This is a genomic window from Streptomyces sp. NPDC053755 (assembly GCF_040677675.1).
Taxonomy (GTDB): Bacteria; Actinomycetota; Actinomycetes; order Streptomycetales; family Streptomycetaceae; genus Streptomyces.
The window spans coordinates 25,338-44,871 of sequence record NZ_JBFASK010000007.1; the positions used below are offsets into that span (position 1 = coordinate 25,338).

General features: G+C 73.6%; 18 protein-coding genes and 1 tRNA gene. 11 read left to right on the plus strand and 8 right to left on the minus strand.

Annotated features, from left to right (window positions below):
* The first annotated feature begins 76 nt into the window (after positions 1-76).
* Positions 77-622 carry a hypothetical protein gene (locus tag AB0K65_RS09895; protein ID WP_365715275.1) on the plus strand — a complete coding sequence of 182 codons (546 nt, stop codon included), beginning with the start codon at positions 77-79 and terminating at the stop codon, positions 620-622.
* A gap of 22 nt (positions 623-644) precedes the next feature.
* Here AB0K65_RS09895 and AB0K65_RS09900 read toward each other — a convergent pair whose 3' ends face one another.
* Positions 645-1,520, minus strand: coding sequence for a fused MFS/spermidine synthase (locus AB0K65_RS09900; RefSeq protein ID WP_365715276.1), 876 nt, complete (start codon positions 1,518-1,520; stop codon positions 645-647).
* Between the two features lie 80 nt (positions 1,521-1,600).
* Positions 1,601-2,041: a hypothetical protein gene (locus AB0K65_RS09905; RefSeq protein WP_365715277.1), complete on the minus strand. Its 441-nt coding sequence runs from the start codon at positions 2,039-2,041 to the stop codon at positions 1,601-1,603.
* 223 nt (positions 2,042-2,264) lie between these two features.
* Between AB0K65_RS09905 and AB0K65_RS09910 the strand changes: the two genes are divergently transcribed.
* Positions 2,265-3,554 carry a tetratricopeptide repeat protein gene (locus tag AB0K65_RS09910; protein WP_365715279.1) on the plus strand — a complete coding sequence of 430 codons (1,290 nt, stop codon included), beginning with the start codon at positions 2,265-2,267 and terminating at the stop codon, positions 3,552-3,554.
* Positions 3,555-3,751: 197 nt separating this feature from the next.
* On the opposite strand, the gene AB0K65_RS09915 is transcribed toward AB0K65_RS09910, so the two are convergent.
* On the minus strand, positions 3,752-4,345 hold the full coding sequence (locus AB0K65_RS09915; protein WP_365715280.1) for a histidine phosphatase family protein: 594 nt from the start codon (positions 4,343-4,345) through the stop codon (positions 3,752-3,754).
* A 140-nt stretch (positions 4,346-4,485) separates the two neighbouring features.
* Here AB0K65_RS09915 and AB0K65_RS09920 point away from each other — a divergent pair, with 140 nt between their 5' ends.
* Genes AB0K65_RS09920 through AB0K65_RS09935 form a run of 4 tightly spaced genes read left to right on the plus strand, consistent with a single transcriptional unit; the run spans position 4,486 to position 9,317 of the window.
* A complete protein-coding gene (locus AB0K65_RS09920; protein WP_365715281.1) occupies positions 4,486-5,367 on the plus strand; it encodes a phosphatase PAP2 family protein in 882 nt (293 codons plus the stop codon).
* Complete coding sequence (locus tag AB0K65_RS09925) at positions 5,300-6,412, plus strand: hypothetical protein (RefSeq protein WP_365715282.1); 1,113 nt, start codon at positions 5,300-5,302, stop codon at positions 6,410-6,412. The genes AB0K65_RS09920 and AB0K65_RS09925 overlap by 68 nt, the downstream gene beginning before the upstream one ends.
* Positions 6,403-7,992 carry a hypothetical protein gene (locus AB0K65_RS09930; protein ID WP_365715283.1) on the plus strand — a complete coding sequence of 530 codons (1,590 nt, stop codon included), beginning with the start codon at positions 6,403-6,405 and terminating at the stop codon, positions 7,990-7,992. The genes AB0K65_RS09925 and AB0K65_RS09930 overlap by 10 nt, the downstream gene beginning before the upstream one ends.
* Positions 7,989-9,317 (plus strand): AAA family ATPase, encoded by a 1,329-nt coding sequence (locus AB0K65_RS09935; protein WP_365715284.1) that lies wholly within the window; start codon positions 7,989-7,991, stop codon positions 9,315-9,317. Before AB0K65_RS09930 ends, AB0K65_RS09935 begins: the two co-directional genes overlap by 4 nt.
* A 42-nt stretch (positions 9,318-9,359) precedes the next feature.
* Here the strand turns inward: AB0K65_RS09935 and AB0K65_RS09940 are convergent, their stop codons facing one another.
* Both AB0K65_RS09940 and AB0K65_RS09945 read right to left on the minus strand, forming a co-directional pair.
* Positions 9,360-10,169 (minus strand): class I SAM-dependent methyltransferase, encoded by an 810-nt coding sequence (locus tag AB0K65_RS09940; RefSeq protein WP_365715285.1) that lies wholly within the window; start codon positions 10,167-10,169, stop codon positions 9,360-9,362.
* 14 nt (positions 10,170-10,183) lie between these two features.
* Complete coding sequence (locus AB0K65_RS09945) at positions 10,184-10,768, minus strand: peroxiredoxin-like family protein (RefSeq protein ID WP_365715286.1); 585 nt, start codon at positions 10,766-10,768, stop codon at positions 10,184-10,186.
* 77 nt (positions 10,769-10,845) lie between these two features.
* Between AB0K65_RS09945 and AB0K65_RS09950 the strand changes: the two genes are divergently transcribed.
* The 4 genes from AB0K65_RS09950 (at position 10,846) to AB0K65_RS09965 (ending at position 12,815) form a co-directional block, all read left to right on the plus strand.
* Positions 10,846-11,457, plus strand: coding sequence for a TetR/AcrR family transcriptional regulator (locus AB0K65_RS09950; RefSeq protein WP_365715287.1), 612 nt, complete (start codon positions 10,846-10,848; stop codon positions 11,455-11,457).
* A gap of 88 nt (positions 11,458-11,545) precedes the next feature.
* On the plus strand, positions 11,546-11,902 hold the full coding sequence (locus AB0K65_RS09955) for a hypothetical protein (protein WP_365715288.1): 357 nt from the start codon (positions 11,546-11,548) through the stop codon (positions 11,900-11,902).
* A 177-nt stretch (positions 11,903-12,079) separates the two neighbouring features.
* A complete protein-coding gene (locus AB0K65_RS09960; protein ID WP_365715289.1) occupies positions 12,080-12,751 on the plus strand; it encodes a bifunctional DNA primase/polymerase in 672 nt (223 codons plus the stop codon).
* Positions 12,742-12,815: transfer RNA gene (locus AB0K65_RS09965), tRNA-Lys, on the plus strand. Before AB0K65_RS09960 ends, AB0K65_RS09965 begins: the two co-directional genes overlap by 10 nt.
* A gap of 54 nt (positions 12,816-12,869) precedes the next feature.
* Here the strand turns inward: AB0K65_RS09965 and AB0K65_RS09970 are convergent.
* Positions 12,870-14,123 carry a M6 family metalloprotease domain-containing protein gene (locus AB0K65_RS09970; RefSeq protein ID WP_365715422.1) on the minus strand — a complete coding sequence of 418 codons (1,254 nt, stop codon included), beginning with the start codon at positions 14,121-14,123 and terminating at the stop codon, positions 12,870-12,872.
* A 519-nt stretch (positions 14,124-14,642) separates the two neighbouring features.
* Here AB0K65_RS09970 and AB0K65_RS09975 point away from each other — a divergent pair.
* Entirely contained in the window at positions 14,643-16,406 is a 1,764-nt protein-coding gene (locus tag AB0K65_RS09975) for an EAL domain-containing protein (protein WP_365715423.1), read from the plus strand.
* 79 nt (positions 16,407-16,485) lie between these two features.
* On the opposite strand, the gene AB0K65_RS09980 is transcribed toward AB0K65_RS09975, so the two are convergent.
* Together AB0K65_RS09980 and AB0K65_RS09985 are read right to left on the minus strand one after the other, a co-directional pair.
* Positions 16,486-18,174 carry a glycosyl hydrolase family 18 protein gene (locus tag AB0K65_RS09980; RefSeq protein WP_365715290.1) on the minus strand — a complete coding sequence of 563 codons (1,689 nt, stop codon included), beginning with the start codon at positions 18,172-18,174 and terminating at the stop codon, positions 16,486-16,488.
* A 255-nt stretch (positions 18,175-18,429) separates the two neighbouring features.
* Positions 18,430-19,509: an LLM class flavin-dependent oxidoreductase gene (locus AB0K65_RS09985; RefSeq protein ID WP_365715291.1), complete on the minus strand. Its 1,080-nt coding sequence runs from the start codon at positions 19,507-19,509 to the stop codon at positions 18,430-18,432.
* Positions 19,510-19,534 lie beyond the last annotated feature (25 nt).

Genomic DNA, 19,534 nt, shown 5'->3' on the forward strand with positions numbered 1-19,534 from the left:
GCCGCACCGTACGCCATACGGGGGAACGCGGGACAAGGTCCACCCTCCGGCACGACGGTGCGCGCGGTGGTGCAGTATGACCCGGATGCGCAGAGGAATCGTTCACGCCCTGGCGTGGTCGCTCGCCACCGGCGCGGCGGTCACCCTCTCCTGGTGGGGGGTGCACACGGTGCTGGCCGGGACGGTCTACGACCCGCCGCGCGCGCTGCCCATCCCGGCCGGCAGCACGCAGGCGCCGCCGGCCGCGGCCGGCGATCCGTCGGCCTCGTCGACCCGACGGCCGACGGCCACGCCCACACCGACGCCCTCGCCGCCGAGGAAGACGGGCGGCGCTCCCTCGGCGACCCCTTCGCCGGGACCTTCGAGCAGGCCCTCCGCCTCACGGCAGCCGGAGGGCGGCGGCGAGGTGAAGGGCTACACCGTGGACGGCGGGCGGGTCGTCTTCGACCTCGGCGAGACCTCGGCCGAGCTGGTCTCGGCGACGCCGTCCTCGGGCTGGACGATGCAGGTCTGGAAGCAGCCGACGTGGATCCGGGTCACCTTCACCCGGGACGGCCGCGAGCTGTCGGTCTTCTGCGTCTGGCACGACACGGCGCCGAGGGTCGAGATCGAGGACCGCTAGGGAGTGTTTCGAAAGTCCCGGCTCAGCGGAAGGCGGCGGCCGGCGGGGAGGGCGAGGGCTTGGCGCTGGCGTCGGTGACCGGGGTCGCTCCCCCGGTGAAGTCGGCGAGGGCCCTTCCGTGTTCGACCCGTCCGGCGTGCGGGTCGGTCGCCACCCGGCGGGTCAGCTCGGCCACCGGCAGCTCCCGGTCGGAGGCGAGGAGGACGGCGTTGCCGAAGCGGCGGCCGCGCAGCACGGTCGGGTCGGCGGCCAGCGCGAGTTCCGGGAAGACGGCGGCGGCGGTGGCGATCTGGCCGCGCAGGTGGGTCAGGGGCGGCCCGTCGGCGAGGTTGGCGGCGTAGAACCCACCGGGCTTGAGCGCTCTGCGGACCTCGGCGAGGAACTCCGTGCTGGTGAGGTGCGCGGGGGTGCGGGCGCCGCTGAAGACGTCGGCGATGATCAGGTCGGCCCAGCCGTCCTGCACTTTCGCGAGCCCGGCCCGGGCGTCCGTGGAACGGACCCGGACGCGGGCGGCCGCTTCGAGGGGCAGCTCGCGGCGGACCAGCTGGACGAGGGCTCCGTCGAGTTCCACGATCTGCTGGGTGGAGCGGGGCCGGGTGGCGGCGATGTAGCGGGCGAGCGTGAAGGCTCCGCCGCCCAGGTGCACGGCCTGGACCGGCCGGTGGGGCGGGGCGACGAGGTCGGCGATGTGGCCGAGGCGCCGCTGGTACTCGAAGGAGAGGTGGGCCGGGTCGTCGAGGTCGACGTGCGACTGCGGGGCGCCGTCGATGAGCAGCGTCCAGCCGCGGGGCCGCTCCCTGTCGGGTATGAGCTCGGCGAGACCGCCGTCGACGGTCTCCACGACGGCGGCGGCGGCCGCCGCCCGTTCTCGCTGCTTGTTCCTGGCCACGGACCCCATTATCGACGCCCGCGCGGGCGTCCCGCCCGACGAGCGGGGGTGAGCGGGCGGGGGTGCGGCGGTGGAGGGCGGCAGGGCGGCTAGTGGCAGCCGTCGGCGGCCTCGATCAGGCGGGCGGCCTGGCCCAACGCCTCCCGGAGGACCTCCGGGTCGGTGACCTGGCCTCCGTCGTCGGGCGGCAGCAGCCATCCGGCGGGGCGGGGCGCCCCTCCGGCGGCCGGTTCCGGCAGCTCGGGCAGCTCGGGGATGCGCAGGCCGCGACCGGAGGTCTGCGTACACGCGCTGCCCGGCATGTCCCAGCCCTCGGCGGTGCCGGGCGGGACCAGGAAGCCGAGGGTGTGACAGGCGCCGTCGTGCAGCACCGGTCCGACGACGGGCGCGCCACCCCGGCGCAGGATGTCGACGGCCTCCAGGCCCTGCCGGACGGGCACGGTCACCAGGTCGCAGGGCTCGTCATGCGGGGCGCCGGCGTTCGGGGCGGGCAGCTGCCGCGCCGTCGACTGCGATCCGATCTCCACCATGGGGACCCCTCCTCGCTATGAGAAGACACGTTCCGTCTCTCCGCATGGTTCAACGTCCGTGCGCGTCAACGGCTACGGCGGCACGCCGCCGCAAAGGATGGCAGTTCATGGCAGATCGCGAGCGAGATATCCGGTTTGTAGCCAAACTCTGCGTGTGCGTGCGGTGACAGCAGGTACGTTCATGCCCGCCGGAACACCGGTAGCACCAGGAGAGGGCTCGGCCATGGCGATGTCACGGGCAGTTCCCAATCTCGCCTTCCGCAGGCTCCGCGGGCGGCACTCGCCGGCGGAGTTCGCCGCCTCGGTCCGCAGGGCCGCGCGGGAGATCGGCGAGCAGGTGGCCTGCGACGCCCGCTACATCGGACGTGTGGAGGCGGGAGAGATCCGCTGCCCGAACTACGCGTACGAGCGGGTGTTCCTGCACATGTTCCCCGGTCTGAGCTTGGCGGACCTGGGGTTCTCGGCGCGGGAGGCCGTGCGCGGCCGGCGGTCCGCCGTCGCGGCCGGGCCACCGCCCCCGCCCGCCATCACGACCCGGAACGATGAGGAGAGCGACGTGCTGCGTCGCGCATTCATGACGAGCGGCACCGCCACCGTGGCGGCCGCCTCGCTGGGATTCGCCGGCACGGCCGCCGCGATCCCCGCCCCGCGCGGTACCCACAGGATCGGCGAGGCCGAGGTGCGGGCCGTCGAGGACGCCGTACGGCAGATCCGGCTGCTCGACGACCGGCACGGGGCCGAGGGGCTCTACCAGGCGGCGGCCCAGCCGCTGCGGACGGCGTACGCCCTGCTCGACGCGGGCACGGCGGCCCGCCGGTCGACCGAGGACCGGCTGCACGCGGGCGCCGGCGAGCTGGCGATCTCCGTCGGCTGGCTGGCGCACGACTCGGACCGCCTGGACGACGCCCGCTCCTACTACGCCGAGGCGCTCGCCACCGCGCGCGTGGCGGGCGATCCGGCGCTGGAGGCGCACGCGTTCTGCAACACGTCGTTCCTGGCCAGGGACGCGGGACGGTACCGCGAGGCGGTCCGGGCCGCGCAGGCGGGGCTGCGGGCGGCGCGACCCCTCTCCTCGGCCCGGCTGCTGTCGCTGCTGACCCTGCGGGAGGCGGGGGCATGGGCCGGACTGGGCGACCGGTCGGCGTGCGAGCAGGCCCTCGGCCGCGCCCACGCCTACTTCGGGAAGGGCCCCGCCGACAGCGATCCGGAGTGGATGTCGTTCTTCGGGGAGCCGGAGCTGGAGGCACTGGAGGCGCAGTGCTGGTCGGCGCTGGGCGACTGGGGCCGCGCGGCCCGCCACGCCCACCGCGCGACGGTGCTGCAGAACCCCCACTTCGCCCGGAACCTCGCCCTCTACCGCGCCCAGCTGGCGAGCGACCTCGCGCATGCGGGCCGCCGGGACGAGGCGGCGGCAGAGGCGGGGCGGGTGGTGGACGCGCTCGGCGACGTCCAGTCCTCCCGTATCCGCCGCATGCTGGCGACGACCCAGCGGCTCCTGGCCACCACCCGCTGACCCGGTCCGCGACCGGTCCGCACCCGGCTCGCATCCGGCCGCACTCGGCTCGCGGGGCGCGGTGACGGACCGGGGACGCGGTGACGGACCGGGGGAACGCGGAGGCGGACCGGGGCGGGGCGCCCACGGCGACGCGGACGGCGGGCGGCGGGGCACTGGCGCGCAGGGGGCCGGGGCCGGCCGCCCCTCGTCCCGACCTACTCCATGTGCCCGGTGTCGTTCCAGCGTTCCAGCGCCGGAGCGCCGTACGCCCAGCTCAGAACCGAGAGGCTGGTCGGGTCGAGGCGGATACGGGAGCCGAAGGAGATGTCCTCGCCCAGCCAGCGCGCGGCGATCGTGCGCAGGATGTGGCCGTGCGCGAAGACCAGGACGTCACGGTCCGCCGACCGCGCCCACCCCACGACCTCGTCGGCCCGCGCCGAGACCTGCTCGCGCGTCTCCCCCTCGGGGACGCCGTCGCGCCAGATCAGCCAGCCGGGACGCAGCTCCTGGATCCGGGCCGGGGTCAGGCCCTCGTAGGCGCCGTAGTCCCACTCCATCAGCGCGTCCCAGTTCTCGGCCCGGTCACCGAAGCCCGCGATCTCGCAGGTCTCCCGGGCGCGCGAGAGCGGGCTGGTGCGTATCTCCAGGTCCGGCAGGCCGTTCCAGGGCGCCCTGCGCAGCCGCTCCCCGAGCAGTTTCGCTCCGCGCCGCCCCTCGTCGAGGAGCGGAATGTCCGTCCTGCCGGTGTGGCGGCCGAGCAGCGACCATTCGGTCTGGCCGTGCCGGGCGAGCAGGATGCGCGGTGCCATGAAGGCTCTCCCTGGGGTACCTCGGGTTCACAAGCGGGGTGCTCCCCCATCATCGCCCACGTGAACGGCGGGCGACGTGGGGGCAACCCCGGGGCCCGTTCCCGCGTCCCCTAGGCCGAGACGCAGGGGGGAACGCGCGTATGAATCCGAGGGCAGCCCGCATCGGGCGGCGGCCACGCTGGTGGAGCGAGCTGCTGCTCATCGCCGTGGTGTACGCCGCGTATTCGGGCGGGCGGCTGCTCGTCCGCGGGGACACGCAGACCGCCGTCGACCACGGCCTCGCGATCCTGCGGATCGAGAAGCTGCTGTACCTGAACGCCGAGCACCCGCTCAACCGGCTCTTCACGGCCACGCCCGCACTCGGCATACCCGCCGACTTCGCGTACGCCTCCCTGCACTACCTCGTCACCCCGGCCGTCCTCGTCTGGCTCTTCCACCGCCGCCCCGCCCGCTACCGGGCGGCCCGCACCTGGCTGATGACCTCCACCCTGCTCGGCCTGGTCGGCTTCACCCTGCTGCCCACCTGCCCGCCCCGGCTGCTCGACGCGAGCCACGGCTTCGTCGACACCATGGCGCAGTTCAGCTCGTACGGCTGGTGGGGCGCGGAGGCGAGCGCGCCGCGCGGCATGGGCGCGATGACGAACCAGTACGCGGCGATGCCGAGCCTGCACGTCGGCTGGGCGCTGTGGTGCGGGGTGATGCTGTGGCGGTACGGGCGTACGCCGGCGTCCAAGGCCCTCGGCGCCGCCTACCCGCTCCTCACGGTGATCGTCGTCATGGGGACGGCGAACCACTACTTCCTGGACGCGGTCGCCGGGGCCGCCGTGATGGGGTTCGGCCTGCTGCTGACGGCGCCCGCGACCCGGCTCGTGGACCGGATCCGGGACCGGTTGCGCCCGGTCGTCGGAGGCGGGCGTTCCCCTCTTGTCAGTGGGGGATGCGAGACTTCGGCGGGTGAGCGATTCCCTGGGCAGCGGAGCTCCCCGTCCTCCGCAGACGACACTCCGGCACCGGCTCGCTGAGCTGCGCGGAGCGGCCGCCGTGCCGCGTCCGCTGGATGCGCGGGCGCTGGCGGCGCTGGCCGCCAATCCCGGCTGCCGGCGGCGCGCGCTGCTCGACGGAGCGGGGGTCGACAAGACCGCGCTGGCCTCGAAGCTCGGCTCGCCGGCCGCCTTCGGGCAGTCGCAGTTCGCGTTCATGCGGGGCAACGCCTTCGAGGCGAAGGTCAAGGCGGACGGCGGCCGTGAGCTGCTGCGGCTGCTCGGCATCGAGGAGCCGGGGGCGGTGCGGGTGCCCGATCTGGCGGCGGCCGGGCCTCAGGGGCGGGCGGCCCGTACGGCGCTGGCGCTGCGCGAGGCGACGGTGGCCCGGGAGTGGGCGCTGCTCGACCATCCGATGCTGGCCCTCGACGTGGCGGGTTCGCCCGCCTATCTGGAGCCGGACGCGGTCGTGGTGCACCCCGACGGCCGGTGGACGGTCGTGGAGATCAAGTCGTTCCCGATGATCGACGGCTCGGCGGACGCCTCGAAGGTCGGCGCGGCCGCCCGCCAGGCCGCGGTGTACGTCCTGGCCCTGGAGCGGGTGGCGGCGCTCACGGACGGCGCGTCGGTGGCGCACGCGGTGCTGCTGGTCTGCCCGAAGGACTTCTCCAACCTGCCGGCCGCCTCCGTGGTGGACGTGCGCAAGCAGCTGTCGGTGACCCGCCGTCAGCTGGCCCGGCTGACGCGGATCGAGGAGATCGCGGACGCGCTGCCGGACGGGGTCACCTTCGATGTGGAGGGGTGTTCGGCGGAGCAGCTGGCGGCGTCGGTCGAGGCGGTGCCGCACGCCTACGCCCCGGAGTGCCTGTCCTCCTGCGAGCTGGCCTTCCACTGCCGGGAGCGGACACGGCTCTCGGGCGCGGTGGAGGCGCTGGGCCGGTCGGTGCGCGGCGAGCTGGGCGGGCTGACCACGATCGGGGAGGTCCTCGCCGCGGCGCGCGGCGAGGCGGGCGACCCGGACGATCCGACCGTGCACGCGGTACGCCGGGCGGCGGCCCTCCGGGCGGAGGCGCTCGCATGTCGCTGATCTCCGCCCTCGCCCGGTTCGAGGCGGTCGAGTCGGGCCGGGCCCAGCCGTTGGCCACGGTCCGGCACCGGCACGTCTCGGACCGCCCCCTCGTCCTCGTGCCGCTGACCACGGCGGGCGAGGCGGGCGCGCCGCTCGGCGCCCTGGTCGGAACCGACCCGGAGGAGCCGCGGCTGCTCGTGGTCGCGCAGCCCCGTGACCGGGATCTGCGGTTCGCGTTCCTCGCCGACCTGGCCGGGGAGGTCCTGCCGTACGTCGACGCCTTCACCGGTGTGGTCGAGGCGGCGGAGAAGAGCGAGACCGATCCGGAGACCGGCAAGAAGGTCAAGGTCGAGGTCGAACTGTGCGCGGACGCGCCGCAGTTGATCGTGCCGAGCCGGGCGGGCGTCGAGTACGTCCGGCTGCTCGGGCGGTCGACGCGGTTCCGCCGGACCGTGGAGCAGGACCCCGAGACGCCGTATCCGGCGCCGCCGCGCGTGCCGCTGCTGGGCCGCTGGCTGACGCACTTCGGGGAGCGGGCGCGGGTTCCCGGGTCTTCGCTGCTGCTGGCCGCGACGGACCTGCTGAACCGGCACTGGGCGACGGGCCAGTCGTCCCTGGAGGACCAGCACCTCGGGGCGCTCCTGGCCTGGATCGATCCCCCCGAGGGGGAGTCGGGCGCGGAGGCGGCGCTCCGGGCCGAGCTGGGACGGGACCGGGACGGGCAGCTGCTCTGTCCGCCGGCCGGGCCCGCGACCGATCCGGCCTTCGACAACCGGCTGCTCGCGCCCGCCGTCGAGCGGTTCGACCGGGCACGGCAGGCGCTGGCGGCGGCCGAGGACGGCGAGAGCGCCGACGAGCGGCTGGGCGAGGCGCACCGGGCCGAGGGGGAGATCCGCCGCCTGATCGCCTCGCAGCTGAGGCCGACCTGGGACGCGGTGTGGCGGGCGATCGAGCTGACGCGGGAGCTGCCGGTGGGGTCCCGGGTCGCGGACCGCTGGACCCGGGACCGCTGGTCGTTCACCGCTCACCGCGACCGGGTGGTGGCCGGCGAGCCGCCGCAGCCCCGCCGGGACGACGCGGTGACGGCGGCGCAGAAGCTGGCGGCGCGAGAGTCCGCGCAGGGGCAGTTGGAGGCGCAGGAGGCCCTCGACGATCCGCTGGTGCTCGCCGGGCGGCGGCTCGCGGGCGAGGCGTTCGTCGCCGAGGTGGTGGACGTGACGATGGCGTGGTCGGAGTCGAAGCGGCCCTCGCCGCGCCCGCTGCTCACGGTCCGCACGGACGACCTGCCGCATCTGGCCGAGCGGTCGAAGGTGTACCGCTCGCTGGAGGGCAAGCCGCAGACGGCGGAGTTCGTGCGCCACGAGGAGGACGGCTCGCTGGTGCTGCGGATCACGGACCGGATGGGGCGGTCGAAGGAGCCCGCCGAGGGTTCCGTGCCGGAGAAGGGTGAGCGGATCGCCTGGACGCTCTTCGAGCACGACCAGCGGGTGGGCGCGAAGCTGCCGGATCCGGAGGAGACACCCTGGACGCACGGCGGGCCGCCGCGCTCGGATGTCGCCGAACTGCCCGACACCGTGACCACGGAGGACCTGCTGTGAGCTTCGATCCCGGGGCGGAGGCCGCCCGGGCGACGGGCGCGATCCTGGCCGACACCCTGCACGGCGACGCGCGCGGCGTGGTCGTCGACTCCCCGCCGGGCGCGGGCAAGTCGACGCTCGTGGTCCGGGCCGCGCTCGAACTGGCCGCCGCCGGAAGACCGTTGATGGTGGTCGCGCAGACGAACGCGCAGGTGGACGATCTGGTCCTGCGGCTCGCGGAGAAGGAGCCGGACCTTCCGGTGGGGCGGCTGCACTCCAACGACAGCGACCCCTACGACAAGGCGCTCGACGGCCTGGAGAACGTACGCACGTCCTCGAAGGCGGGTGATCTCGCCGGTCTGGACGTGGTCGTGTCGACGGCCGCGAAGTGGGCGCACGTGAAGAACGTCGAGCCGTGGGCGCACGCGATCGTGGACGAGGCGTACCAGATGCGCTCGGACGCCCTGCTCGCCGTGGCGGGGCTCTTCGAGCGGGCGCTGTTCGTGGGGGACCCGGGACAGCTGGACCCGTTCTCGGTGGTCGGCGCGGAGCAGTGGGCGGGGCTTTCGTACGACCCGTCGGCGAGCGCGGTCTCGACGCTGCTCGCGCACAATCCGGAGCTTCCGCAGCACCGGCTGCCGGTGTCGTGGCGGCTTCCGGCGTCGGCGGCCCCGCTGGTCTCCGGCGCCTTCTATCCGTACACGCCGTTCCGCAGCGGTACGGACCACGGCGAGCGGCGGCTCTCCTTCGGGGTGGCGTCGGACGGCTCGGGTCCGGACCGGGTCCTGGACGAGGCCGCCGCGTCGGGCTGGGGCCTGCTGGAGCTGCCGGCCCGGAACACCCCGCGCACGGACCCCGAGGCGGTGCGGGCGGTGGCACTGGTGGTGCGCCGGCTGCTCGACCGGGGCGGCGCCGCCGTCTCGGAGCGGGGCCCCGATCCCGTCCCGCTCACCGCCGACCGGATCGCGGTCGGCACGGCTCACCGCGACCAGGCGGCGGCTGTGCGGGCGGCCCTGGCGGAGCTGGGCGTCACGGGCGTGACCGTGGACACGGCGAACCGCCTCCAGGGCCGGGAGTACGACGTGACGGTGGTGCTCCATCCCTTGTCAGGGCGTCCGGACGCCACGGCCTTCCATCTGGAGACGGGGCGCCTGTGCGTGCTGGCCTCCCGTCACCGCCACGCCTGTGTGGTGGTCTGCCGCGCGGGCGTCCCGGAGCTCCTCGACGACCACCCGTCGACGGAACCGGTCCAGTTGGGCGTGACGATGAAGTTCCCGGACGGCTGGGAGGCGAACCACGCGGTCCTCGCCCACCTCGCGGAGCACCGGGTCTCCTGGCGCCCGTAGGAAGCCCCCTCCGGCCGGCTTGACGGAGGGTCCGCCGAGGCGTCAGCGGAGCCCCGGGGACACCGCCCTCGCCAGCCATGCCGAGCTGCGCAGGGCGACAACGCCGTCCCCGTTCTCGAAGCGGCGGGCCGCTCCGGTCAGGCCGGCCCGGGCCGCGGCGAGGGCGGCCGGGTCCGCCTGGTCCACCATGTCCGCGAACGCTCCCCAGCTCAGCAGGAAGTCGGCGGCGGCCTCGGCGCCGGGGCCGAGGGCGACGGTCGTCTCGACCCGGTCCACGGTCACGTGCCGGAACCCGGCGCGGGTGAGCACTCCGGTGAGGTGGTCCGGGTCCGCCAGCGCGTGCACGTCGCGCACGGCCGGCCCGGCGGGAGCGGCCCGGCGCGGGCTCGCCGCCGCGAGCACGGTGGGCAGGTCGTTGCGTTCCGGTGGGCCGACGGTGGTGAAGACGAGCCGTCCGCCCGGCCGCAGCGCGCGGCCGATGTGGGCGAACGCGGCGACCGGGTCGGCGAGGAACATGACGCCGAACCTGCTGATCGCCACGTCGAAGGCGGCTGCCCGGAAGGGGTGGACCTGGGCGTCGCCCGCCGCGAAGGTGACGTTCCGGAGACCTTCGGCTTCGGCGAACCCCCGCGCCCGCTCCAGCATCGGCTCCACCACGTCGTTCCCGAGGGCGTGCCCGTCACGGGCGCGGCGGGCGGCCTCCCGGGTGGTGGAGCCGTATCCGCACCCGATGTCGAGGACGTGCGCGCGGGGGTCGATCGCCGCCGCGTCGAAGAGCGGCGCGTCGAAGCCGCCGCTGACCCTGTCGTAGCGCTCCGCGTCGGCGGTGCGGTCGATCGCGTGACGGTCCATCGCCGTCCCCCTCGTCACGCCGTGGCGGCGGGTCGCGGGGCGGCCGACGCCAGGGTGAGGAGTTCGTCCACGGTCCACTGGTCGTCGACGTGTTCGCCGTACTTCGCGGCGAGGATCCGGCCGTCGCCGCCGATGAGGAAATCGGCGGGGAGGCCGAGGCGGCCGCCTTGCGGACGGAGGACGGGCGGCTTCTCGCGGCCGCGCAGGAGGCCCCAGGTGCCGACGAGGACGGCCCGGGCCATCGGGCCCCACGCCCGGGGGGAGAGCAGGGCCCGGGGCGCGGACTCCACCCCGAACGCGGTGTAGAGCAGCTTGTCGGGGTCGGCGACGACCGGGAACGGCAGGCCGTCCAGGTGCGGCCGGAGTTCCTCGGCCGGGGAGTGGAAGACGACGACCTCCCGGATGCCAGCCGCCTGGATCTCCTCGTACCGGCGGACCACCGACCGCAGGTGCAGATGGCAGACGGGGCAGCCGGCGAAGCGCCGGAACTGCAGGTGGACGAGCCGTTCGGGGTCCGGGACGGCGACCGGCGGGCCGAGGAGCGGGGCGAGGGTGCGGACGGGGGCGGTGGAGCCGGGCCGCAGGGGTCCTCCGGGCATGCGCATGGGGCACCTCTCTCGTAGGCGTACGGCGTACTCCTAACAGCGTAGGCGTAGGGCGTACGCTGTCAACCGTCATGCCACGTCCGCGATCCCTCACCCAGGACCAGGTGGCCGCCGCCGCCCTCGCCGTCATCGACCGCGACGGCCTCGCCGGCCTCTCGATGCGTACGGTCGCCAAGGAGCTGACCCTCAGCACGATGGGGCTCTACCGGTACGTCGCCGACCGCGAGGAACTCGAAGGGCTCGTCGTCGAGCGGGTACTCGGCTCCGTCGACCCCGCCCCGCCCCCTCCCGGGCCTTGGCCCGAGCGGGTCGAGGCCATGGTCCGGCGGCTGCGCGACAGCGTGCGCGCCCACCCCGCCGCCGTCCCCCTCACCGTCACCCACCGGCACCGGCTGCCGGGACTGCTGCGCTGGTCGGAGACGGTTCTCGGACTCCTCGCCGAAGCGGGCGTCGAGGGCGACCGGCGCGTCGTCGCCCTGCGCGGGCTGCTGTCGTACGTCGTCGGGGCGATCCAGCTGGAACACCTCGGCTCCCTGTCGGGCGCGGGCACGGTGGTCATCTCCGAGCTGCCCCCGGACCGCTTCCCCTACATGGCGGAGGCCGGCCGCCGCGCGCGCGGGATCGACGCCGACCGGGAGTTCTTCGGCGGGCTCGCGGTGTATCTGCGCGGTCTGCGCGACTGACGGCCACCCGCCCTCTTGCGCGAGGCGGGACAATGGAAGTCGGCGGCCCGGGTGTCCGGGCCGCGTGCGTGCGAGGAGGAGAAGAACGATGGCGGAATCCGCGGAGCGGAACGGACAGCGGCGGCTTCGGCCCGCACCGCTGGTCTTCGAGCCTGCCGAGGCGACCGCCGACCCCGAGCACTTCTTCGACCTGGAGTCGATGGAGGACCCCCGCCAGCTGCTCGCGCGGGCGACGGAGCTGACGCTCGCGTTCCGCGCGGCGACCGACCGGGCGACGGAGTTCCAGGCCATCGCGGCGGCGCAGCTGGCCGATCCGCGGCGCTTCGACCGGCTGACCCCGGCGGACGTCGCCGAGCGGGCGGAGTGGACCGAGGACTATGCCGTCCGGATGATCGAGTTCGGTCGCGACCTGATCCGCAACGGCGGCCGCCCCCAGGAGGACTGACCGCCCCGCCGCCAGGGTCCGGCTCCCCCGCACGCCCTCCGCGTGCGCCCCCGGCGCGCTCCTGTCACCACCCCCCTGGCATATGCCGAGGCGAAAGATACTCCTCCCGTACCCCCGCTGTCCGAGTTTCGCTCAACTCTGTGAAACGAAACGGTCACTCCCGGTAGATCTGGCTCCATGAGCGCATGGCTGCGAGACGAGACACCCCTGAGCCCCGCCCAGAGCGACACCGACGAGCGGCGGACCGACCGGCCCGACGTCTTCGGGTTCCTGCGGGAGCGGGACGAGGGGCGGCACCACACCACCCAGGTCACCGCCGCCGGAGCGGACTGGCTCGCCTCCGCCGCCGCCTACCCCCGCTCCACCCTCGCGCTCTGGGAGTCGCGGCCCGCCGCCCCCGCCGTGCTCCCCTGCGGGACCGCCTTCGACGTCGTCAACGTGGACACGATCTTCGGGCGGCGGATGCTCGACCGGCTCTGGTCGGAGGGCCCCGGAACCGGCCCCGTCGCCGTCCACCGGGGCCGGATGCTCCTGTTCGCCGCGCCCGGGACCGCCCAGCGGTTACCCTCCCTGCTCGCCTGGGAGGAGTGGGGCGACTCCGTCCCGCCGCCCCTCTGCCACGGCACAGGCGACGCCGTGACCATCCCTCCGCTCTGTCCGCTCGAGCGCACCGGGCCCCGCTGGGTCGTCGCCCCCGACACCCGCCACCCCTGGCTGCCGGGGCCCGAGGTGATGCTCTGGGCCTGCGTCCGGGCGGTCCGCGCCGCCTCCGCCGCGGACGTGCGGATATCGATTTTTCCTCCCGCCGATCAGGATGCTAAGGTCTACGACGTCAGCAGGCGCCGCTAGCTCAGTTGGTTAGAGCAGCTGACTCTTAATCAGCGGGTCCGGGGTTCGAGTCCCTGGCGGCGCACAGACGGGAGAAGCCCCTCGCGAGAGCGAGGGGCTTCTTCGTGTGCCCGGGACCTCAGGTCCGGCGCTCCGGCACCGTCACCTTCACCGTCCACACGCCCGCTCCCGTCCGGTCCACCACCTCCACCCGCGTCCCCTCCCCCGGCACCGTGAACGTCTCCCCGACGCCCAGCGGCGCGTCCGCCAGCGGCGGGTACACCGAGCGGTCCCAGCACGCCTCGGTCCGGGGGTGCGTGTCCACGACCTCGATCGGACCGTCCCCGGACGCCGCCTGGTTGCGCACGCGGTAGATCAGCACCCCCTCCGTGCAGGTGTCCTCGTCGTTGCCCGTGGCGCCGCGCGCCTCGATCGCCAGCGCCGTGCCCGGGCCCGTGCGCACCACCGCGAGCCGGGTGCCGAGCGTGCCGCCCGCCACCGGCGCCGCCGCCAGCGGCTCCAGGCTGAGCAGCCGCGAGCCCCGACCCTGGACGCAGGCGACCTGCTGCCGCTCCAGCCAGCCCAGCTTCCACTTGTGCCAGCCGAAGAGGTCCGGGGCGAGGCCGAACTGGCTCCCCATGACGTCCCAGTCCCCCACATGGGTGTCCCAGTCACCCTTGCCGTCCGTCGGACGGTGGTAGAGGTCGGGCAGGTCGAAGACGTGGCCGGTCTCGTGCGCCAGCACGTTGCGGTCCGGCGGATGGCGCTCGAAGACGGTGACGACCCGCTTGATCTCCGCGCCGTCGACATCGATCGGATGGTCGAGGTTGACCACCTTCGTGGCGTCCGAGTCGACGCCGGGCGCGTCCGGGTCGGCCACCAGATAGACGATGTCGAAGCGCGAGAAGTCCACGCGCTCGTTCGCCGCGTCGATGGCGTCGTGCAGGTAGGCGGTGCGCCGGCCCGCGTCCCAGTCGCGCTTTATGTCGTAGGCGGTGGAGGGCTGCGGCATGGTGATCCACTCGCGCTGGGGGTGGGCGTGCAGCGCGAACCGGCCGTACGAGGCGCGCCGGAAGAAGTCGCTCGTGCCGGGGAAGTGGTCGGCGATCAGCTCGTCGGTGCCGACGAGAGGCGCCGAGTCGGGGAAGGACAGGAAGATCATGACCGCGTCGAGCGAGCGGGTGGGCTGGGGGTAGGAGCCGTTCCAGGTGTCCAGGCCGAGGGAGTGGTGGGCCGCGGTACGGGGCAGGGCGCAGGGGCCCGCCGAGGGCGCGCCCACGGCGGGGCCCGCCACGAGCCCGGTCGCGGCGAGCGCCATCAGGGAGGTGAACGCCGCCGCCGAGGCACGCAGCTTGGGACGTTCCACTCCCCCGGGTGTCTGCTGACCCCTCACGTAGACCTCCGGCTCCGGAATGCGGGACACCACACCCACCTTGTGATGGTTCGCGGCATTTCGCACTATTCCGCTGCCCCAGTCGAGTGAGCGGGCACCGCGGGGTCGACGCGACACGCCCTCTCAACGGCTCACGGAAAGTCACATTCGGTCACGTCGTCGACGTCCCGCGTCAGACCCGCGCAGAAACGATCGGCCGGGAGGTGCGGCGCGCCCGTCCGCCCCCTCCGGAGAGCGGGACGGCCACCACGGAGCTGGATCGGCCCCCGGGGCTGCCTCTATGATCGGCACACTTTCCTTGGCCGACCATCCCGACCACATCTGTACGGCCCAACTGCGCTACGGGAGCGAGCGGTGAGCGGAACCCCCGAAGGACCGGTGCACGCCCAGCTCTCGCCCGCCCGGGAGCCCGCGCATCCGATCACGGAGCGTCATCCTGAGCCCCCGGCCCAGGGCGACCGAGGACCGGGCACGACCCCCGGGACGGCCGACGAGCCCCCGGCGTGCCAGGACCCCTGGATCGCGGCCGAACTCCGCGACTACCGCGCCGCCTTCCGGGCCGCCCAGCTCGCCATGGCCGTCGTGGACCAGGACGGCGTCGTCGTCACCGCCAACGACGCGCTCGGCACCCTCTTCGGCACCGAGGCCGACGCGCTGCGGGAACAGTCCGCCGCCGACCTCGTCGACCTCGCGTCGGACGGCCGCACCTGGCACGCGTACCGCGAGGTGCTGCGCGGCCGCCGCTCCCGCTTCCGCTGCACCCGCCGGCTCAAGCACCCCGACGGACGCTCCCTGTGGGCCGAGGTCACGGTCTCCCCCGTGCCCGACAGCCGCCGTGTGCTGCTCTCGATCGCGGACATCAGCGACCGGCGGGAACTCCAGGCCCGGCTGCGCCACCTCCAGATGCACGATCCGGTGACGCGACTGCCCAACCGTGCCCTCTTCTTCGAGCGCCTCACCGCGGCCCTGGAAGCGGCCGCCCAGGAGGACGAACGCCCGTCGATCGGATCGTCTTACGAGTCCTACGGGCATGGCGGAACAGGGCGGATCGGCCTGTGCTACCTGGATCTCGACGGTTTCAAGGCGGTCAACGACACCCTGGGCCACCGGGTCGGGGACCGTCTGCTCGCCGCCGTCGCCGCCCGCCTGACGGAGTGCGCGGACGCCGACGGCTACACCCGCAGCGGCGGCCATCTGGTGGCGCGGCTCGGCGGCGACGAGTTCGCGATCCTGGTCGAGGAGTCGACCGGCACGGAGCAGCTCGCGGACCTCGCCCAGTCCGTGCTGTGCGCGCTCCAGCAGCCCTTCGACCTGGCCGGGCAGCGGCTCTCCGTCTCCGCCTCGATCGGGGTGGTGGAGCGCGGGGCCCGCGGCACCACGGCGACGGGTCTGATGCAGGCCGCCGACACGACGCTGTACTGGGCGAAGGCGGACGGCAAGGCCCGCTGGACGCTGTTCGACCCCGAGCGCAACGCGCACCGGATGACGAGGCAGGCGCTGTCCTCGACCCTGCGGCCGGCGGTCGAGCGCGGTGAGTTCGCGCTGGAGTACCAGCCGCTGGTCGGGATGGCCGACGGAGTGGTGCGCGGCGTGGAGGCGCTGGTGCGCTGGAACCACCCGCAGTTCGGCTCGCTCCCGCCGAATCGGTTCATCGGCATCGCCGAGGAGGACGGTTCGATCGTCGAGCTGGGGCGCTGGGTGCTGCGCACGGCCTGCCGCCAGGCCCGGCAGTGGCAGCAGGACCACCCGCGCGACCGCCCGCTGTTCGTCAGCGTCAACGTGGCCGTCCGGCAGGTGTGGGACTCGGACCTGGTGGCGGACGTGGCGGGCATCCTGGCCGAGACGGGCCTGGCCCCGCATCTGCTGCAACTGGAGCTGACCGAGTCGGCCGTGATGGGCTCGGCGGGCCGGCCGCTCCAGGCACTCCAGGCGCTGAGCGACATGGGCGTGCGGATCGCCATCGACGACTTCGGTACGGGCTATTCGAACCTGGCGTATCTGAGCCGGCTGCCGGTGTCCGTCCTGAAGCTGGACGGGTCGTTCGTCCGGGGTTTCCAGGACGAGGCGCACGCCAACCCGGCGGACGAGCTGATCGTGGAGGCGCTGGTGCAGCTGGCGCACCGGCTCGGCCTGACGGTGACCGCCGAGTGCGTGGAGACCTCCGGGCAGGCGACCCGGCTGCGCCGGATCGGCTGCGACACGGGGCAGGGCTGGCTCTACTCCCGCGCGGTGGCCCCGGACCGTATCGCCGAGCTGATCGGCGTGGCACCGCTGCCGGTGTGACGCGGCATGGCGCTGCCCCCGGCCGGAGGGACATCCGGGCGGGGGCAGCCGTCATGAGGGGGTCGTGCGGTTCAGGGGGTCAGCAGGCGCCGAGGTCCTTCCAGACGCCCCACTCGCCGGTCGTGCCCGGCTCCTCGTTCTGCGTCCACCACTGGGCCTTCCAGGTGCGGCCCTTGTGCGAGACCTGCGAGCCGCCGGTGTAGACCGTGCCGGCCACGTACGCCGGGGAGGTGCAGCTGCCGGTGGGCGGCGTCGTCGGGGGCGTCGTCGGCGGAGTGGTGGTCGGCGGCGTCGTCGTCGGCGGCGTGGTCGGCGGGACGGTGGTGCCGCCGAGCGCGGAGTTGATCTGCTTCAGCAGGGTGATGTTGTCGTCCAGGCCGAGGAGCGAGTACATCATCGCGCCGGCCAGGCCGCGCTGCTTGCCGTAGTCCACGCGCGCCTGGACGGACTTCTGGTTCAGGCCGGTGAAGAACTCACCGTCCTTGTAGAAGTACGAGGCCTTGGCCTGGTCGTCCCAGAAGGTCGTGGCGGCGTTGTCGACGATGCCGCCGAGCTCCTTGTAGTGGGCGATGCCGGCCTGCTGGCTGAGCGGGCGGGCGGCCGAGCCGCCGGTGGCGGTCTGGGCGAGGCCGTTGGTGGTGCCCGCAGGGACGCCCTTCCAGCCGCGGTAGTAGAACTCGTAGCCGAGCGTCAGCTTGTTCGCGGGGAAGCCGCCCGCGATGCCGTAGGCCGGCTTGCCGTCGATCCAGGAGTCGATCGCGTTGTCGATCGAGTACTTCTCGGTGCCCGGCGCGATGGGGTCGGTCGGGTCGTTCGAGCCGGAGTGGAGCGGGGACTGGTGGTACGTCGGCCCGTCGCCGTCCCAGGCGCCGTGCATGTCGTACGTCATGATGTTGGCGTAGTCGAGGTACGCGCCGATCTTGTCCGTCTCGATGTACTTGATCTTGTCCTGGCCGGCCGGGAGCGCCGCCGTCAGCAGGTACTTCTTGCCGCCGTTGGCCGTGCCGTACGCGTCGAGCTGCTTGCGGAACTCGGCGAGGAGCAGGGTGAAGTTCTGCTTGTCCTCCGGGCCGTAGTGGTTGCCGAGGTGGCCGCCGGAGGAGCCCGGGTACTCCCAGTCGATGTCGATGCCGTCGAAGATGCCCGCGGCGCTGCCGGGGCCGCCGAATCCGCCTTCGACCGGGAGGTTGCCCTTGAGGTACTGGTCGATGCAGGAGGAGACGAGCTTCTTGCGGCTGGCGTCCGTCTTCGCGGCGTCGTGGAAGAACTTGGAGTACGTCCAGCCGCCGAGCGAGATGTTGATCTTCAGGTGGGGGTACTTCGCCTTCAGTTCCTTGAACTGGTTGAAGACGCCCACGATGGGCTGGTCCCACTTGTCGGCCACGCCGTCGACGCTGTCGGCCGCGCTGAAGGACTTCTGGTAGTCGGCGTAGGAGTCGCCCGCACCGTCGCCCGCGTTCGGGTTGTTGTCGTCACCGGCGGCTTTGTTGGCCTCGAAGCAGGTGAGTTCGGTGGGGTGGATGTTGCCGAACGAGTAATTGATGATGTCCAGGTTGCTCGCGATGCCCCGCGTGTCGAGGTGCTTGGGATAGAAGGCGTTCCCGTACACGCTCCACTGGTCGTAGTACGCGATTCTCACGCCGCCGGCGGAGGCGGTGGTGGCGGTGTCGGCTGCCTGGGCGGAGCCGAGGCCGACGGTCGCGGCGAGGGTTCCGGCGGCGAGGGCCGTGCTGAGGAGCGCGGCGATCAATGGCTTGCGGGGGTGCACGTGCGGCCTCCGAGGGAGATACGAGGGGTACGCGGTACAGCAGATGGAGCAGTGATAGCCCTCGTGTGAACAGCACGTCAATGGTCTGAACCAGATTGAGGACTAGACCAATTGGCGCGCGAAAGCCCTTGTCAGCGCGGTGCAGCACAGAACCGAACCGCTCGCCACCACAGGTGACGAGCGGTTTAAGGTTCACTTAGGGGTGGCGGACCCGCCTGTTCCGGTGTGGACCAACCGGCCCTCGGAATCCAGGTTTTACTCTGCCGGAACGTCTCCGTCCGGCATGCCGTAGGCGTCGGCGATCAACGCGTAGCTCCGCAGCCGGGCCTCCCCGCCGTGCGCGTTGGCCGTGATCATCAGCTCGTCGGCGCCGGTGCGCTTGCGCAGGTCGTCCAGACCCGTCCGGACCTCGTCGGCCGTGCCGTGGACCACGTTCCCGAGCCAGCCGTCGACGAATTCGCGCTCCGCCGGGCTGAAGCGGTACGCCTCCGCCTCCTCCGGCGTCGGGATCAGGCCGGGCCGGCCCGTCCGCAGCCGCAGCATCGACAGCGCGCCGGTGAGGACCTGCCGGCGGGCCTCCTTCGCGTCGTCGTTCGCCAGGGCGGACACGCCGATGAGGGCGTACGGCGCGTCGAGGACCTCCGAGGGGCGGAAGGAGTCGCGGTAGAGGTCGAGCGCGGGCAGCGTGTTCTGCGCGGAGAAGTGGTGGGCGAAGGCGAAGGGCAGGCCGAGCATGCCGGCGAGCCGCGCGCTGAAGCCCGAGGAGCCGAGCAGCCAGAGCGGCGGACGCCCCTTCGGGCCCTGCACGGGGCCGGGCACGGCGTGTATCCGGGCGTAGGGGTGCCCGTCGGGGAAGTCGTCGTCCAGGAACCGGGTGAGTTCGACGAGCTGTTGCGGGAAGTCGTCCGCGCCTTCGTTCAGCCGGTCCGTACGGCGCAGGGCGGCGGCCGTGGCCCCGTCCGTACCGGGCGCCCGCCCGAGGCCCAGGTCGATCCGGCCCGGAGCGAGGGCCTCCAGCGTCCCGAACTGCTCGGCGATGACCAGCGGGGCGTGGTTGGGCAGCATCACGCCACCCGAACCGAGACGGATGCGGCGGGTGTGCGCGGCGAGGTGGGCCAGGATCACGGCCGGCGAGGAGGAGGCGACGCCGGGCATGGAGTGGTGCTCCGCGACCCAGTGGCGGTGGTACCCGCGCCGCTCGGCGAGCCTGCTGATCCCGACGCTGGCGGCGAGGGCCTGCGTCGCGGTCCGCCCGCTGCCGACGGTCACCAGGTCCAGTACGGACAGCGGCACGGGCGAGTCCCCGTGTGCCGTGCCCCGAATCGCGTCGCTCACCGTTGACGGCCCTTCTGCGCAAAGA

Excerpts from the sequence above, each read along its gene's own strand:
- AB0K65_RS09895 (WP_365715275.1), top strand. The coding sequence starts at position 77 with ATGACCCGGATGCGCAGAGGAATCGTTCACGCCCTGGCGTGGTCGCTC.
- AB0K65_RS09900 (WP_365715276.1), bottom strand. The coding sequence starts at position 1,520 with ATGGGGTCCGTGGCCAGGAACAAGCAGCGAGAACGGGCGGCGGCCGCC.
- AB0K65_RS09905 (WP_365715277.1), bottom strand. The coding sequence starts at position 2,041 with ATGGTGGAGATCGGATCGCAGTCGACGGCGCGGCAGCTGCCCGCCCCG.
- AB0K65_RS09910 (WP_365715279.1), top strand. The coding sequence starts at position 2,265 with ATGGCGATGTCACGGGCAGTTCCCAATCTCGCCTTCCGCAGGCTCCGC.
- AB0K65_RS09915 (WP_365715280.1), bottom strand. The coding sequence starts at position 4,345 with ATGGCACCGCGCATCCTGCTCGCCCGGCACGGCCAGACCGAATGGTCG.
- AB0K65_RS09920 (WP_365715281.1), top strand. The coding sequence starts at position 4,486 with ATGAATCCGAGGGCAGCCCGCATCGGGCGGCGGCCACGCTGGTGGAGC.
- AB0K65_RS09930 (WP_365715283.1), top strand. The coding sequence starts at position 6,403 with ATGTCGCTGATCTCCGCCCTCGCCCGGTTCGAGGCGGTCGAGTCGGGC.
- AB0K65_RS09940 (WP_365715285.1), bottom strand. The coding sequence starts at position 10,169 with ATGGACCGTCACGCGATCGACCGCACCGCCGACGCGGAGCGCTACGAC.
- AB0K65_RS09945 (WP_365715286.1), bottom strand. The coding sequence starts at position 10,768 with ATGCCCGGAGGACCCCTGCGGCCCGGCTCCACCGCCCCCGTCCGCACC.
- AB0K65_RS09950 (WP_365715287.1), top strand. The coding sequence starts at position 10,846 with ATGCCACGTCCGCGATCCCTCACCCAGGACCAGGTGGCCGCCGCCGCC.
- AB0K65_RS09955 (WP_365715288.1), top strand. The coding sequence starts at position 11,546 with ATGGCGGAATCCGCGGAGCGGAACGGACAGCGGCGGCTTCGGCCCGCA.
- AB0K65_RS09960 (WP_365715289.1), top strand. The coding sequence starts at position 12,080 with ATGAGCGCATGGCTGCGAGACGAGACACCCCTGAGCCCCGCCCAGAGC.